General features: G+C 68.2%; 12 protein-coding genes and 1 pseudogene. 1 reads left to right on the top strand and 12 read right to left on the bottom strand.

What is annotated here, in order from left to right; all coding sequences use genetic code 11:
• Nucleotides 1-46: 46 nt before the first annotated feature.
• Nucleotides 47-1,966: a DUF3857 domain-containing protein gene (locus LGN17_RS33870; RefSeq protein ID WP_226201196.1), complete on the bottom strand. Its 1,920-nt coding sequence runs from the start codon at nucleotides 1,964-1,966 to the stop codon at nucleotides 47-49.
• Nucleotides 1,967-2,099: 133 nt separating this feature from the next.
• Here LGN17_RS33870 and LGN17_RS33865 point away from each other — a divergent pair, with 133 nt between their 5' ends.
• A complete protein-coding gene (locus LGN17_RS33865) occupies nucleotides 2,100-2,345 on the top strand; it encodes a hypothetical protein (RefSeq protein WP_226201195.1) in 246 nt (81 codons plus the stop codon).
• Between the two features lie 69 nt (nucleotides 2,346-2,414).
• Here LGN17_RS33865 and LGN17_RS33860 read toward each other — a convergent pair whose 3' ends face one another.
• The 11 genes and pseudogenes from LGN17_RS33860 to LGN17_RS33810 form a co-directional block, all read right to left on the bottom strand.
• The gene (locus tag LGN17_RS33860) at nucleotides 2,415-4,385 is read right to left on the bottom strand and encodes an APC family permease (RefSeq protein WP_226201194.1); all 1,971 of its coding nucleotides are present in this window, start codon (nucleotides 4,383-4,385) and stop codon (nucleotides 2,415-2,417) included.
• Nucleotides 4,386-4,727: 342 nt separating this feature from the next.
• A pseudogene (locus tag LGN17_RS33855) lies at nucleotides 4,728-5,735 on the bottom strand (glucokinase); the annotation flags it as partial.
• Nucleotides 5,736-5,774: 39 nt separating this feature from the next.
• A complete protein-coding gene (locus tag LGN17_RS33850) occupies nucleotides 5,775-6,698 on the bottom strand; it encodes an aldo/keto reductase (protein WP_226201193.1) in 924 nt (307 codons plus the stop codon).
• A 5-nt stretch (nucleotides 6,699-6,703) separates the two neighbouring features.
• On the bottom strand, nucleotides 6,704-8,122 hold the full coding sequence (locus tag LGN17_RS33845) for a maltoporin (protein WP_226201192.1): 1,419 nt from the start codon (nucleotides 8,120-8,122) through the stop codon (nucleotides 6,704-6,706).
• A 148-nt stretch (nucleotides 8,123-8,270) separates the two neighbouring features.
• Complete coding sequence (locus LGN17_RS33840; RefSeq protein ID WP_226201191.1) at nucleotides 8,271-9,419, bottom strand: Gfo/Idh/MocA family protein; 1,149 nt, start codon at nucleotides 9,417-9,419, stop codon at nucleotides 8,271-8,273.
• Complete coding sequence (locus LGN17_RS33835) at nucleotides 9,416-10,225, bottom strand: ThuA domain-containing protein (RefSeq protein ID WP_175954332.1); 810 nt, start codon at nucleotides 10,223-10,225, stop codon at nucleotides 9,416-9,418. Before LGN17_RS33835 ends, LGN17_RS33840 begins: the two co-directional genes overlap by 4 nt.
• 91 nt (nucleotides 10,226-10,316) lie before the next feature.
• Complete coding sequence (locus tag LGN17_RS33830; RefSeq protein WP_226201190.1) at nucleotides 10,317-11,453, bottom strand: ABC transporter ATP-binding protein; 1,137 nt, start codon at nucleotides 11,451-11,453, stop codon at nucleotides 10,317-10,319.
• 38 nt (nucleotides 11,454-11,491) lie between these two features.
• The gene (locus LGN17_RS33825; protein WP_226201189.1) at nucleotides 11,492-12,322 is read right to left on the bottom strand and encodes a carbohydrate ABC transporter permease; all 831 of its coding nucleotides are present in this window, start codon (nucleotides 12,320-12,322) and stop codon (nucleotides 11,492-11,494) included.
• Nucleotide 12,323: 1 nt separating this feature from the next.
• Nucleotides 12,324-13,280: a carbohydrate ABC transporter permease gene (locus tag LGN17_RS33820; protein ID WP_226201188.1), complete on the bottom strand. Its 957-nt coding sequence runs from the start codon at nucleotides 13,278-13,280 to the stop codon at nucleotides 12,324-12,326.
• Nucleotides 13,281-13,349: 69 nt separating this feature from the next.
• Complete coding sequence (locus LGN17_RS33815) at nucleotides 13,350-14,618, bottom strand: ABC transporter substrate-binding protein (RefSeq protein WP_226201187.1); 1,269 nt, start codon at nucleotides 14,616-14,618, stop codon at nucleotides 13,350-13,352.
• 148 nt (nucleotides 14,619-14,766) lie between these two features.
• The coding region (locus LGN17_RS33810) for a response regulator (RefSeq protein ID WP_226201186.1) at nucleotides 14,767-15,157 on the bottom strand (391 nt) is incomplete at its 5' end.

Here is a 15,157-nt window from a genome sequence, read left to right as displayed (position 1 = left end):
GTCCTCCTGTGCGTCGGCCGATGGCGGCGACGCGCCCACTGCCCGTTCAACGCCCCTTCGCCCGCACGACGATCTGCGCCTGCGTGTCGCGTTCGATGCGTTCGAGCGACGCGCGCAGCGCCGTGAATTCGTCCGCCGTACACACCTGACGGCCAAAATTCGCCGTCATCCGCCGCGTGACCTGCACGACGCGCGCGGCCGCGTCGAATACGTAATGCGACGTGAAGTCGACGAAGCGGTCGTGCACGGCCGTATCGGCCGGCAGGTCGGTCACCGCGACGTCGGCCGGCAGCGCAATCTGGCCGGTCTCGTCGAACGTGCCGCCGATGCAGCCCCACGGCTGCGTGCGCACGGGCTCGGCGAGCCAGTTCTCGACCTGCGTCGCGATGCCGCCCGTCAGGCTCGACAGCGCGGGCAACGCGGTCGTGCCGTCAGGCCACACGAAATGATCGAGCGTGCCCGACATCGTCACGTCGAACGGCCCGCCGGTGACGCGCCGGTCACTGGTCGACAGTTGCGCGCGGCCGCGCAAGCCGCTTTGCCGCAAGCGGTCGTTCGCGAGCTGCGCGATGACGTCGGGTGTCGCGCGGCGAAACAGGTTGCGTTCGAGTTCGGCCGTCCAGCCGTCGTCCTCGACGTACGCGTGAAAATGCGTGGCGTCCGGCCCGGCCGCATCGATCCCGACCAGCGCGATACGGCCGCGCGGCTGCGTGGCCGGGGTGCGCGACAGCACGCCCGTGTCGACCAGCAGCGCGGGACGATCCATCACGATCGGCGGCAGATAGCCGAATGCGATGCCGGCCGTCGTCGTGTCCGCATAGAGCGCGAGATCGGGCAGCCACGTGATCGCGTGATTGATCGCACCGCCGCCGTAGCCGGGCACCGACGGCAGCGTGTAGACGGACCCGAGATTGAGCAGCACCGGTTCGCTGCGAATGCCGACCGCCGCGAGCAGCGCGCCGAACAGCGCGACATGATCCTTGCAGTCGCCGTAGCGGTTGCGCAGGATGTCCGGCACATGATGCGGCGCGGCAGCCGTTTCGCCGAGAAACAACCCGACGTAACGGATGTTCGCCTGCACCCAGTCGTACAGGATGCGCGCCTTGTCGCGCGGATCGGCGACACCCGCGGTGAGCGTGCGCGCCAACTGCGCAACGACCGGATCGTCCGCGCCCGGATCGACGGCCGCGTTGCGGTAGCGCGCGGCGAACGCCGCATAGTCGGGCAGCGTCGACACGACGAGCCGGTCGCCGTAGGTCGCGTAGCCGACCGCGCCGTTCTCGATGCGGTCGTACGGGCCGTGCCGGTAGTCGAATTCGTAGCGCGTGCGGCCGTTCGCGGTGACCGGCGGCAGCGCGACGTAGCCGCGCGCATCCGCGTACAGCGGCATGTCGGCGGGCATGTCGAAGATCAGCCGCTGGCTGTCGACCGGCTCGCGCGACGGCGCCACGGTATAGCCGAAGTAGCCGCGGTTGACCGGCTTCGTGCGGGTCTTGCGGAACGCCACGCGCGTGCTCGACCCGGCTTCGACGCCGGGAAACACGACGGTGCGCAGCAGCCCGTCCTGGAATGTCGGCGCGCCGGCCGAGCGCGGTTCCTGCACGTCACGGATGCCGTCCGCGCCGACCGGATGCGCGACACCGTTGCGGTCGATCGTCTCGGCCGCGAGCAGGTCCACCTTCTCGAGATTCTTGTCGAACCACACGTAGCGCTGCGCGATTGCATCGATACCGTTCGCGTCGTTCGCGCGCAGCGTCGAATCGTCGTGCTCGTCGAGCGAGCCGTCGTGCTGGATCACGAATTCGTGGACGTCGCTGACGACCGTGACGGGCGCTTCGCCGGCAACGTCGTTCGCCCCACCCGCCGCCGGGCCCGTGCCCGGCGGCGCGCCGACGGCGTTCGACGCGCCGAACGCGGCAGCGCACGCCAGCACCCAGCCGGCCAGGCCGACAGAAAAGCGCACCACATCGCACCTCGTCGCGGTTCACGGAAAGCGCGGTCGTGCAACGGACAGAGTCAACCGCGCGACCCGCGTGTCGGCCAGTGTGGGCGACGCATACGCACGCGTCAAGCCGGTGCACGCCGACCTACAATGAGACATGAAAGCGTCGTCGCATGCGGCCGCCGGCATTCGCTCGATCGCCGAACGCCGCAGAAGGATCGTCCGCCCGCGACCGGGAGGCACCATGGAAAACGGGATCGTGGAAGTCGTCGTGCTGCTGGCGTTTGTCGCGCTCGCCGTGCTGTTCTTCGTCAAGCGCCCGGGGCGCGACCGGCTGAGGGCCAAATTCCATCACCCGCCGCTGCGGCGGCCTCACCGCCCGCATCGGCATCATCAGCCCTGACGGCTGCTCCCGGCAGTCGCCCACGCGCTCGCCGCGCCACATCCATGCGAGCGTGTACGCGCCGCACCGCTACCCGACGTTCATCGGCAACAGCACCATCTGCTTGCCTTCGACGTGCAGGCGCGCCTGCAACTCGACGGGCGTCTGGTTGTGCAGCCACGCGGTGAGGAAATTCACCCGCCGGAAGATCAGCTTGCTCGCGAAGCACACGGCGTTCGGGTACTCGTCGAGCGTCGACGACGCGAGGTTCATGAATTCGACCAGGGGATTCGTGCCGAACGCGATCCGGTAGTCGGCCGCGATGCCGTTGCGGCGGCAGTGCGCGACATAGTAGTCGAGCGCTTCGGTAATCGTATGGCGCAGCCGTTCGAGATGTTCGTGACCGTCGTATGCCTTCGCGTCGACCTCGCCGACCGCGAGGAAGATCACGTTGCGGAAGTGGCCGGGAAACAGCCGGTTGACCCACAGCAGCGCGTGCATGCTCGCGCCGCGATGCTTGCCGACCAGCAGCACGGCCGTCGGCTGCGACGGATCGGGCTTGCCCGGCGCGGTAGCCTCGTCGACTTCGGGCGGGTTGCCGGAGAACAGCGCATCTTCCTTCGCGAGCTGCGCGCGCGTGTATGCGTAGTGGCGGTTGATCATGAAGCACAGCGCGATCACCGCGCTCGTCACGAGCACCGTGAGCCAGCCGCCCGCCGTGAACTTCTCGATCAGCGTGATGACGAGCACGGTCGCCGTCACGCTCAGCCCGAGCGCCGACAGGAAGAAGTGCTTGAACCAGCCCTGCTCGCTGCGATGGCGCCACCAGTAAGTGCACAGCCCGAGCAGCGACAGGCTGAACGTGAGGAACACGTTGATGCTGTACAGCACGACGAGCACGTCGACGCTGCCGTGCGTCCACAACAGGATCAGCAGGCTCGACAGCCCGACGACGATGATCCCGTTCTGCCGCACGAGGCGCCCCGACAGATCACGGAAATGGCGCGGCACCCACGAATCCGACGCCATGTTCGACAGCACGGCCGGGCCGTCGAGGAAGCCCGTCTGCGCGCCGACCATCAGCAGCCCGGCCTCGAACGCAAGCACGGCCGCGAGCAATGCATGCCGCGCGAACGCGGAGCCGAGCCCGAGATGGTCGATCACGCTGCCGAACACGACCGCGTTGAGCGTCTGGCCTTCGACCGGCCGCGCGTGCCACAGCATGTACAGCAGGATGATGCCGCCGGCCGTGAACGCGAGCGACGTCGACATGTACCACATCGTCACCTTGCCGTTCGGCACGCGCGGATCGGCGAGCATGTTCACGTTGTTCGACACGGCCTCGAGGCCCGTGTAGGTGCCGCCGCCGAGCGAGAACGCGCGCATCAGCAGCGCAAGCACCACGAATACGCCGAGCGACTGCGACATCCCGTGCGCCTCGTGCACGGCATCGGGCACGATCATCGCGAGGTTGCTGCCGTGCACGGCGACGCCATAGACGATCAGCGCGAAGTGCAGGACCACGAAGCCGATGAAGATCGGCAGCAGCACCATGATCGATTCGCGCATCCCGCGGAAGTTGAGCCCCGTCATCAGCAGGATCAGCACGATCTCGGTCGTGAGCTTGAACGCCTGCGCGCTCACCGGCAGCAGGCTGAAGAATGCGTCGACGCCGCTCGCGAGCGACGTCGCGACGGTCAGCACGTAGTCGACCAGCAGCGCCGCACCCGACACGAGCCCCGGCTTCGAACCGAGCAGCGACGTCGCGACGCGATACCCGCCGCCGCCCGTCGGAAACAGCTCGATCACCTGGTTGTAGCCAAGCGCGATGATGAACACGGTCGCCGACGTCGCGAGCGCGAGGAACAGCGCGAGCGGCGTATGGTGCGCCAGCGCGAGGAACGCTTCTTCCGGGCCGTAGCACGACGACGACAGCCCGTCGGCGCCGAGCCCGACCCAGGCCAGCAGCGGCGTCACGGCGATCGCATGCCGCGTGCGCGGATCGAGCGGGTCGAGCGGCTTTCCGACCAGCAACTGCCACACTTTCTGGAATGTGGTCACGACTCCTCCGGAACGCACGACGCATCGGCGACATTGCTCTAAAAGTAAATGAGTTCCGGGACGACTTCCAGTCGGCGTATTCCATAGGGCGGCGTCGCGTACCACCGGATTTCTTTCAAAATGCCGACATCTTGCAGACAGTCACGCTACAACCACGCAAGCCGGACATGACGGTGCGGCTGCGACACGCTCGTGTTGCGCGCGGCGGCGGCGGGGCCGATCGACATGCGACAGCACGCGCATGCGCGCCGTTGCGAGTGCTCATCCGGTCCATGCTCGACGGCAACGCACGGCATCGCGCCCCGCCCCTGTGGTCTGTGCATCGCGTCAGCCGGCCTCGCCCAACGCGCGAGCGAGCAGGTGCGACACGCCGACGAAAGCCGGATGCGGCGCGGTGATCACGAAGGTCGGAATCCTCGCGAGATAGCCGGCAAAGCGGCCCTTCGCCTCGAAGCGGGCACGAAACGGCGACGCATCGAACCATGCCCCGAGGCGCGGCACAACGCCCCCGCCGATATGGATGCCGCCGGTCGCGCCGAGGGTCAGCGCCAGATTGCCCGCGAACGTGCCGAGCATCCCGCAGAAGCAATCGAGGGTCGCCATGCAGCGTGCGTCGCCGGCGAGCGCACGTTCGATGATGGCCGCCGTATCGGCCGCGTCGGCCTCGGGTGGGTCGCAGCCGTCGCGCGCGGCGAGCGCCGCGTGAATCACCGCGATGCCGGGGCCCGCGACCAGCCGCTCGAACGACACGTGCGGCCAGCGTGCCCGCGCGTAGTGCAGCACGTCGGCCTCGCGTGCGTCGGCGGGCGCGAACGACACATGCCCGCCCTCGCCGGACAGCGGCACCCATGCGTCGCCCGCGCGCACGAGCGCGGAAACGCCCAGCCCCGTGCCGGCGCCGAGCACGCCGACCGTACCCGCGGGCGACGCGTGCCCGCCGCCGACCTGCCGCCGCTGCCCCGCGGACAGATGCGGCACGGCCATCGCCAGCGCCGAGAAGTCGTTGAAGACGTGCAGCGTGTCGAATCCGAGCGCGCGGCGCGTCGCATCGATCGAGAAGCGCCAGTCATGATTGGTCATGCTGACGATGTCGCCGTCCACGGGATTGGCGATCGCGATCGCCGCGTGCCGCACCCGCACGCCGCCCGCGTCATGCAGGAACGCGCGCACCGCATCGCCCACGCCGGCATGGGCGCTGCATCGATAGACGCGCACGTCGCCGATCCCGCCGAGCGCGGTCTCCAGCGCGAAGCGCGCGTGCGTGCCGCCGATGTCCGCCAGCAAGCGGGGTTCGCCGGCACGCGTGCCGCACGGCGCGACCGGATGACCGCTCAGGGTCGCTTCGTTCATCGTATCTCCCGGATTGTCATCGTGTGCCGATCGCAACGGTCATGGCACATCCGCGCCGCGCGCCGCGTGCAGCAGTTCGAACCATTGTTCGCGTTCGAGCGTCACGCGCGTCGCCGCCACGGCTTCGCGCAGCGCCGCGATCCGGCTCGACCCGACGATCGGCAGCGGCCGGCACGGCAATGCGAGCAGCCACGCGAACAGCACCGTCGTCGCGGACACGCCGAGCGCGTCGCCGATCCGCGCCGCGGTCGCGCGCACGCGTGTCGCGGCGGGCGATGCCTCCGTCAACAGGCGTCCGCCCGCGAGCGGCGACCACAGCATCGGCGGACAGCGCCAGCGCTGCGCCTGGTCGAACGTGCCGTCGTCGAGCGGCGCGAGATGCAGCAGCGAGCATTCGACCTGGTTCGTCGCGAGCGACGAACCGTGCGCCGCCATCCGGTCCTGCAGCAACTCGGCCTGTGCCGGCGTAAAGTTCGATATCCCGAATGCCCTCACCTTTCCGTCACGCCGGAGCGCATCAAACGTCGCGGCGACTTCGTCGGCATCCATCAGCGGATCGGGACGATGCAGCAGCAGCAGGTCGAGCCGGTCGGTGCGCAGCGCGCGCAGCGACTGCTCGACCGACGCGACCACATGCGCGGCCCGCGTGTCGTAGTGCTTGATCCCGTGCGCAGGCCGGCGCGCGGACACGAGCCGGATCCCGCACTTCGTGACGATCTGCATCCGCTCGCGCAGGTGCGGCGCATCGGCCAGCACGTCGCCGAACAGGCCCTCGGCCGTGTAGTCGCCGTAGATGTCCGCATGGTCGAAGCTCGTCACGCCGAGTTCCAGCGCCGCCTCGATCAGCGCACGGCGCTCGCGGGCCGACAGCGCCCAGTCGCCGATCCGCCACATCCCGAACACGATGCGCGAGAACGGCGCGGCATCGGCACCCATCGATATCGTCGTACAGCGTTCCGTCATCGTGCTCACCACCACCATTCGACCTGCGCGCCGACCGTCGAACCCGTGCGCGACGTACCGAAGATGCCCGTCGTCGACAGCGGATCGCCGGGCGCCGCCGCATCCTGCGCGGCCTGGTTCCAGCGCGCATACGTGTAGAACACGCGGAATTCGGGCCGCGACCAGAACGAGCGGTCCATCGCGAGCGTCAGCGCGACGCTCGCCTTCAGCAGCGTGCGCGTCGGGCCGCCGGACGGCGTCACGCGATCGTGCCCGAGGTCGCCCTGCAGCTTGATGTGCTGCGTAAACGCATACACCGGCCGCACACCCATCGATATCCAGGTCTGCGACCCGCCCGACGGCGCGATGTCGCGCTGGTAGATGCCGACCACCTGGCCGCTGAAGTCGCGCGTCGCCTGCCAGTCGAACGCATCGAGCACGCGCAGGCTCTTGTAGCGGTTGTCGTTGGTCAGCGTTCCCGTGTAGCCGAGGCCCGTGCCCGGACCGACGCCGTACTGGAACGCAAGCTTGTTCTTGCCGCCGAGCAGGTTGGTCTGCACGTGCTGAACCGTGAACGACCAGCCGCCGTGCGCGTCCTGCAGCATGCCGCTCGAATTCAGCACCGGCGCGCGGGCCGGAATGTACGACAGCCCGAACTGCAGTTCGCCGCCCGGATTCGGATGCACGCCCGACAACTGGAGGTCGTGCCGCGTCGCGTAGTTGGGCTGGTCGATATAGTCCTCGCGGAACAGCGCATAGCTGAGCTTCAGGCCGCCGCCGATCGGCACGTTCTCGATGCCTGCGCCGAGGCCGCTCGGATTCCAGTAATAGAAGTCGTTCATGTGGACGTCATTGCGCCGGTAGTAGATGCGCCCGAACCAGATGCGCATGTCGTCGAGCCCCGGAAAGTTCGTGAGCTGCACGTACGATTGCGGCAGGCGGATGCGCCCGTGATCGCCGTTGAAGGTCGGCGTGCGATCGAGATCGTTGACGAGGCTCGCCATGCCGACCGCCGACAGCTGCATGCCGTTCGAGAACTTGTACAGCGTCTGGTCGATCTCCAGTTCGCTGTAGACCTGGCATTCGTTGCCGAGCCGGTACTTGCTCTGTGCGCCCGGCAACTGGAAGCAGGCCTGCGAGTGACTGTCGCTGGTCCCGACGCCGGCCCGCAGATAGCCGTGAAACTGCGTCCACGGCGTCAACTGGTTCCAGGCCGACGACGGCGTCGGCGTGGCCACGTTGGCGGGGCTCGTGTCGGCCGGCACGACGCCGGTTGCCTGCGACAAGCCGCCCGCCGCGCCGTCCGCGGCGACCGTCGTTGCCGGATCCGGCGCCGCATGCAGCGCGGCCGACGCGACGGCCAGCGAGAAGGCGGCGGCGAGCCGCGTGAGCCTGAGCGGGGTGCGTGCGGGGCCGCGCGCGGCGTGGCCTGCTTCGTCGATCATGAACGTGTCTCCAAACGTTGTCAGTGCGCCGCGTGCGATGCGCGGCGTCATCGAATAGCTGTGTGTGCTGCGTCGTCCGTCATGTTGCTGTCGGGCCGGCGCGGTGGACGATCCGCGCGCCGGCCCCGTACGAAGTCAGCCGGCGACGTCAACCCGCGACGTCGAGGTCCAGCACCGGCGGCGCATCGACGGCCGCCGGCCCGGGCGCGTGAATGCGAATCGGCTCGCCCGCGGCCGCGCTCGCATAGATCGCGTCGAGAATTTCCATCACGATCAGCCCTTCCTCACCAGGCGCCGGATGCGGGACGTCGCACAGGATCGCTTCCGCGTAGTCGTACATCGCGGAATGCGCGCCTTCCGCGGGCGGATTCAGGCGCATGTCGAACTGCGCACCGTTCTGCTCGATGAACACGTGCGCATCGAACGTGTAGCCCTCGTTCAGGTTCTTCTGCAGCAGCCCGGCACGCGTGCCGAGCAGGCGCGTCTCCATCAACTCCGCTTCCTGGATGTTGGTTGCCCACGACGCCTCGAGCGCGAGCGTCGCGCCGTTGTCGAAGCGGATCAGCGCAGCCGCGAGATCCTCGACGTCGAACGTCTTGCCCGCGCGCGCCGCGAGCTCGCGCGCGATCGGATCGTAAGTGCTGCCCATCACCCACACGGGTTTCGGATAGCCCATCAGCCACAGCGCGAGATCGAGGCGATGCACGCCGAGATCGATCAGCGGCCCGCCGCCCGCCAGCGCCTTCGTGCCGAACCAGCCGCCGAATCCGGGCATCCCGCGCCGGCGATGCCAGACCGTCCGCCCGAAATAGAAATCGCCGAACAGGCCGCTATCGACCTGCGCCTTCAGCGCGCGCGACTGCGCGCTGAAGCGGTACGAGAAATTGATCATCAGCCGCTTGCCTGCGCGCTGCGCGGCGATCAGCATCTCGCGCCCCTCGTCCGCGTTCAGCGCCATCGGCTTCTCGCACAGCACGTGGCATCCCGCATCGAACGCGGCGAGCGTCAACTCGCGATGGAACTTGTTCGGCGTGCAGACGCTGACGACATCCAACTTCTCCGCTGCGAGCATCGCATCGGCCGATGCGTAGCGTGCGTCGATGCCCAGCGCGTCGCCGACTTTCGCGAGCCGCTTCGCGTCGGGGTCGGCAATCGCGACCACGTCGACGTCCGGATGCTCGCGCCAGCCTTCGATATGCTTGCGGCCGATCCCCAGCCCGATCACGCCCACGCGCAGGCGGCGGCCGCGGGCAATCGCCGCCGCTTCCGGCAGTTCCACCTTGTAGTCGTCGTTCATGCGAGGTCTCCCGCGGTTTGTTGGATACCGACATGCGCGAACTGCCCGCTCTTCTCGCTGAGCGTTTCGAGCGGCGGCGAGTTCGGGCATCGGTCGGCGAGATTCACGCGCGGCGCGGCCCACTGCACCGCGTTCGCGATCACGCGTTGCACGTTGCGGTCGTGATAGGTCGGGTACGCTTCGTGCCCGGGGCGGAAATAGAAGATCCGGCCGTGACCGCGCTCCCAGCAGCAGCCCGAACGAAATACTTCGCCGCCTTCGAACCACGAGATGAACACGGTGCTGTCCGGCTGCGGGATATCAAAGCGCTCGCCGTACATCTCCTCGTGCTGCAGCTCGAAATACTCGCCGAGCCCGGCCGCGATCGGATGCGACGGTTCGACGACCCACAGCCGTTCCTTCTCGGCGGCCTCGCGCCACTTCAGCGAACAGTGCGTGCCGAGCAGGCGGCGGAAGATCTTCGAGAAGTGCCCGGAATGCAGCACGATCAGGCCCATCCCCTCGAGCACGCGACGCTGCACGCGCTCGACGACTTCGTCGGACACCTTCGCGTGCGCCTTGTGCCCCCACCAGATCAGCACGTCGCATGCGGCAAGCCGCGCCTCGTCGAGCCCGTGCTCCGGCTGATCGAGCGTCGCGACGCCGATCTCGAGCGGCAGCGCGCCGTGCCCGAGCGCCGGCGTTTCCGCAAGCGCACTGGCGATCACCTGGTGCAGTCCGTCGGGATAGATCGCGCGCACGCCGGCGTTTTCGCGTTCGTGCTCGAATTCGTTCCAGACGATCACCGAAAGTTTCTTGTTTTGCATAACTATCCTTTTTTCATGAGTGGGCGCCGATTCGACAGCGGCCGCGCGCCATGGCCGTCTGAAAGCCGTGAACGGATTGCGTGCGTCGTGCTCAGGCCGTCGCGCGCGCCGCGGTGGCGGCCTCGCTCGGCATGCGCACGGCCGCGCGACCATCCGGGTGAAACAGGTGCAGCGCGCCGGCCGGCAGGTCGACGCGGATGCGCTCGCCGATCCGCGCGCCGGGGGCGTCGGTCTTCGCGACGATCGGCTGCGCGGCAAGCGGTGTATCGAGGTAGAGATAGGTGTGCTCGCCCATCTGCTCGACGTGCGCGACTTCTCCCGTGACGTCGCCGGCCCCGACCCGCACATGCTCGGGGCGAATGCCCAGCGTCACTTCGCCGCCTCGCGCGAGGCCGTCGCCCGACACGCTCGCGCCGAGCGCGTGCCCGCCGGTCAGCACGCGCACGTCGCGGGCGCCCGCCGACACGACCGTCGCCGGCAGGAAGTTCATCGCCGGCGAACCGATGAAGCCGGCGACGAACTGGCTCGCCGGGCGGTGATAGAGGTCGAGCGGCGTGCCGACCTGCGCGACGCTCGCGACGCCGGCCCGCCCTTCGAGCGGGCGCAGCAGAACGATCTTGTCCGCGAGCGTCATCGCCTCGACCTGGTCGTGCGTCACGTAGATCATGCTGGTGTTGTCGAGGCTGCGATGCAGCTTCGCGATCTCGACACGCGTCTTCACGCGCAGCGCGGCATCGAGGTTCGACAACGGCTCGTCGAACAGGAAGACCTTCGGCTTGCGCACGATCGCACGGCCGATCGCGACACGCTGCCGCTGGCCGCCGGACAGCGCGCCGGGCTTGCGCCCCAGCAATTCGTCGAGGCGCAGCGACGCGGACGCATGCCGCACCCGCCGGTCGACCTCGTGTTTCGGCAAGCCGAGGTGCCGCAGGCCGAACGCCATGTTTTCATAGACCGACATGTGCGGATACAGCGCGTAGCTCTGGAACACCATCGCAATATCGCGGCGCGCAGGCGCCAACGCATTGACACAGTGCCCGTCGATCCATACGTCGCCGGCGCTCTGTTCGTCGAGTCCGGCAATGATCCGCAGCAACGTCGATTTTCCGCAGCCGGACGGGCCGATGAACACGCAGAACTCGCCGGGCTCGACCGTCAGGTTCACGTCATGGAGGATCGGGGTTGCACCGAACTGTTTGTGAAGACCGCTCAATTTGATCTGGCTCATGCTTTCGCTCCTGTTTGACGACGGCGGGGGTTACCCGCTCACCCCTTGACCGCGCCGGCCGTCAGCCCGGATACGATCTGACGCTGGCAGACCATCACCAGCAGCACGAGCGGCACCGTGACGATCACCGACGCGGCCATGATCGTTCCCCACGGCAGCTCGAAACTGCTCGCCCCGGAGATCATCGTGATCGCGACCGGGACCGTCCGCTGCCCGGACGAGATCGTGAAGGTCAGCGCGAACAGGAACTCGTTCCAGGCCGACACGAACGCGAGCAGCGACGTCGCGGCAAGCGCGGGCCGCAGCAGCGGCATGAAGATCCTGAAGATCAGCGTGAACACGCCCACGCCGTCGACCAGCGCGGCCTCCTCCAGCTCGCGCGGCAACTCGCGCATGAACGTGACGAGGATCCAGATCGTGAACGGCAGCGTGAAGATCAGGTCCGACAGCACGAGCGCGCCGAGGCGGTCGTACAGGCCGAGTGCGCGGATCAGCTCGAACAGCCCGGACAGGATCGCGACCTGCGGAAACATCGACACGCCGAGGATGCACATCATCAACACGCCGCGCCCGCGAAACGACACGCGGCCGAGCGCGTACGCAGCCAGTACCGACACCGCGAGCGACAGCGCCACCGCGCCGCCGGCGACCCAAGCCGAGTTCAGCAGGTACGCGCCGAACGGCTGGTCGCGAAACAACTGCCGGTAGTTGTCGAGCGACGGGCTCGCCGGGAACAGCGACGTGTCGAACAGCGCGTCGCCATGCTTGACGGACGTGCCGATCATGTAGACGAGCGGGAACAGCGCGACCGTCAGCACGAGCGCCGACAGCACCGCGTATACCGCCGTCTCGAGCGGATGCTTCTTCATGTCAGGCCTCCTGGATCCGGCGCCGGCTGACGGCCATGTAGCCGACGGTGAACAGCACGATCGTCGCGAACAGCAGCATCGCCGACGCCGACCCGAAGCCCACCTGCTGGAAATCGATCAGTTGTTCACGCACATACACCGACATGCTTTTCGTGATGCGGCTGTTCGACGTCATCACGTAGATCAGGTCGAACACGCGTAGTGCGTCGAGCGAGCGGAAGATCATCGCGACCAGCACGCCGGGCAGGATCAGCGGCAGCGTCACCGACCGGAACACCCGCCAGCGCGGCACGCCGTCGACACGCGCGGCCTCGTAGCAGTCGCGCGGCACCGTCTGCAGCGCGGCGAGCATCAGCAGCGCCATGAACGGCGTGGTCTTCCACACGTCGACGAACACGATGGTCGGAAACGCGAGGCGCGCATCGGCGGTGAACGCGAGCGGTTCGTGAATCGCGCCGATCGCCATCAGCATTGCATTGACGATCCCGAACTGGTCGTTGAGCATCCAGCTCCAGATCTTCGCGGAAACGACGGTCGGGATCGCCCACGGCACCAGCACGGCCGCGCGCAGCAGCGTACGCAACCGCGACGGCACGTCGAGCAGCAGCGCCACGCCCAGCCCCGCGGCCGTCTCGAGCAGCACCGAGACGACCGCGAACAGCACCGTGTTGCCCACCGCTTGCCACCACGACGGATCGCGCAGGACGCCCGCCGCGCCGATGTAGTTGTCGAGGCCGACGAACCGCCGCTGCGTCAGGTCGGACAGCTGCGCGTCGGTCAGGCTGAACCACGCGGTGCGCAACAGCGGCCAGCCGGCGATCGCCACCAGCATCAGCATCGCCGGCGCGACCAGCAGCCACGCCTGGCGGCGGCGCGCCCTCGCCAGCCCGGTTCCCGTTCGCGCCGGGCTCCCGGCTAACAAAGGAGTCCTGTCTATCTGGATGCTTGCAGTTCTCATGGAAAGTCTCCCGTCAGGGCCGGCGCCGTCGGGCGGCCGGCCGGGTCGATCGGTCGTGAGGCGCCGCGCTCAGCGCCAGTTGCCGGCCGGTGCGAGCCGGTTGAGCGACGAGGCGAGCCTCGCGAGCGCGCTCGCCGCGGTGTCGCTGCCCGCGAGCACGTCGTGCGCGGCATTCCAGAACTGGTTGCTGACCTGGTTGTACCGGGCGCCGGTGACCGTCGACGGCCGCGCGACCGCGCTGTTGAAGGTCAGCAGCAGGTCGGCCATGAACGGGTTGGCCTGGAGGACGTCCTTATCATGGTAGAGCGCGGGCATCGTCGGATTGAACGACGCCTGCACCGCGCGCATTTTCTGCACTTCCGCGCTCGACAGGTACATCACGAGATCGGCGGCGAGCTTCGGGTTCGGCGAGTAGCGCGACACCGCGAGCTGCCAGCCGCCGAGTGCGGCGGCCTGGCGGCCGTCGGCGCCGCCCTTCGGCAGCGGTGCGATGCCGACCTTGCCTTTCATCGGACTGCCTGCGCGATTCGCGATCGCCCATGCGTACGGCCAGTTGCGCATGAACACCGCGTTGCCGGCCTGGAAAACGCCGCGCGACTCTTCCTCGCCGTAGTTCAGCACCGCCTTCGGGCTGATCGTGCCGACCCATTTCGCCGCCTGGTCGAGGGCCTTGATCGCGCCCGGGTTGTCGATCGTGACGCGCCCCTTGTCGTCGATCACCGTGCCGCCGTTGTGGCTGGCGACCCACTCGAGCGCATCGCAGGTGAGCCCTTCGTACGCACGCCCCTGCCACACGTAGCCCCACACCTTCTCGTTGCCGGCTGCGCGCTCGCTCGCCTGGATCCTGCGCGCGGTCGCATCGAGTTCGTCCCACGTCGCGGGCACCTTCGCCCGGTACTTGTCGAGCAGGTCCTTGCGGTAGTAGAGCAGGCCCGTGTCGATGAACCACGGCATCGCGACCAGTTTGCCGTTCACGGTATCGTTCGCGACGACACTCGGAAACGACTGGCTTTCCTGGCCCTTGCTGTAGGGCTTCAGGTCGACCAGATGGTTGGCGAGGATCCCCGGCCAGACCGTATCGATCTGCATCACGTCGATCTTGTCCGATCCGCTGCCAAGGAGCTGCTGGTAGAGCGCGAGCGTCTCGCTCGAGTTGTTTGGCATGCTGATGAACTCGACCTCGTTGCCGGTCTTCGCGGCCCATTGCTTCGCCGAGACCTGGCAGATGTCCTGGTCGACGCCTGCCGCGCCGCACGCAATCCTCAGCGTCGCCGCGCCGGCCGTCGCGGCCGTCGTCGCAAGCGCCATCGCCAGCAAGACCGACTTGATCTTCGTCATAGGGTGTCTCCGTCCGTTTTTCGATTTTTGCGCCGTGGCGTCGCGACCGCGTCGCCGGTGCCGTACCGCTATGAAACACCCGTCGCGTTAATCGAACATTTCGGAAACACGCGTTGCCATTAACAATCGAAACAATCGGCGCCGGGCGTCAGCCCAGCAGCGCGACGAGCGCCGCCAGGTCGAACGGCTTCTGCACGAACGGCAGGTCCGCCCGCCAGTCGGGATGCGACTGATGCATCTCGGGCGGTAGGCCCGAAGTCAGCGCCACGCGTTGGCCCGGCCAGCGTTCGGCGAGCCGCGCGGCGAACGCGATGCCGCTGCCGCTCGCGCCAAGCGAAATGTCCGACAGCACCAGTTCGACCGGACCATGCCCGGCCAGCCAGCGCAGCGCAGCGTCGCCGTCGGGCACCGCCTCGGCCCGCGCACCGAGCGCCGCGAACTGGCTGACCACCGTGTCGCGCACCTCGGCATCGTCGTCGACCACCAGCACGCGCGCGCCCCGGTGCGCCTGCGCCTGCCGGTCGCGCCCGGCCGCGGGC

The sequence above is a fragment of the Burkholderia sp. AU30280 genome (genome assembly GCF_020420125.1).
Lineage (GTDB): Bacteria > Pseudomonadota > Gammaproteobacteria > Burkholderiales > Burkholderiaceae > Burkholderia.
This window is presented reverse-complemented; position numbering and strand designations above follow the sequence as displayed.

Coding starts and splice junctions, on each gene's coding strand:
- LGN17_RS33850 (WP_226201193.1), bottom strand. CDS start 6,698: ATGACGGAACGCTGTACGACGATATCGATGGGTGCCGATGCCGCGCCG.
- LGN17_RS33840 (WP_226201191.1), bottom strand. CDS start 9,419: ATGAACGACGACTACAAGGTGGAACTGCCGGAAGCGGCGGCGATTGCC.
- LGN17_RS33865 (WP_226201195.1), top strand. CDS start 2,100: ATGAAAGCGTCGTCGCATGCGGCCGCCGGCATTCGCTCGATCGCCGAA.
- LGN17_RS33815 (WP_226201187.1), bottom strand. CDS start 14,618: ATGACGAAGATCAAGTCGGTCTTGCTGGCGATGGCGCTTGCGACGACG.
- LGN17_RS33845 (WP_226201192.1), bottom strand. CDS start 8,122: ATGATCGACGAAGCAGGCCACGCCGCGCGCGGCCCCGCACGCACCCCG.
- LGN17_RS33825 (WP_226201189.1), bottom strand. CDS start 12,322: ATGAAGAAGCATCCGCTCGAGACGGCGGTATACGCGGTGCTGTCGGCG.
- LGN17_RS33820 (WP_226201188.1), bottom strand. CDS start 13,280: ATGAGAACTGCAAGCATCCAGATAGACAGGACTCCTTTGTTAGCCGGG.
- LGN17_RS33830 (WP_226201190.1), bottom strand. CDS start 11,453: ATGAGCCAGATCAAATTGAGCGGTCTTCACAAACAGTTCGGTGCAACC.
- LGN17_RS33835 (WP_175954332.1), bottom strand. CDS start 10,225: ATGCAAAACAAGAAACTTTCGGTGATCGTCTGGAACGAATTCGAGCAC.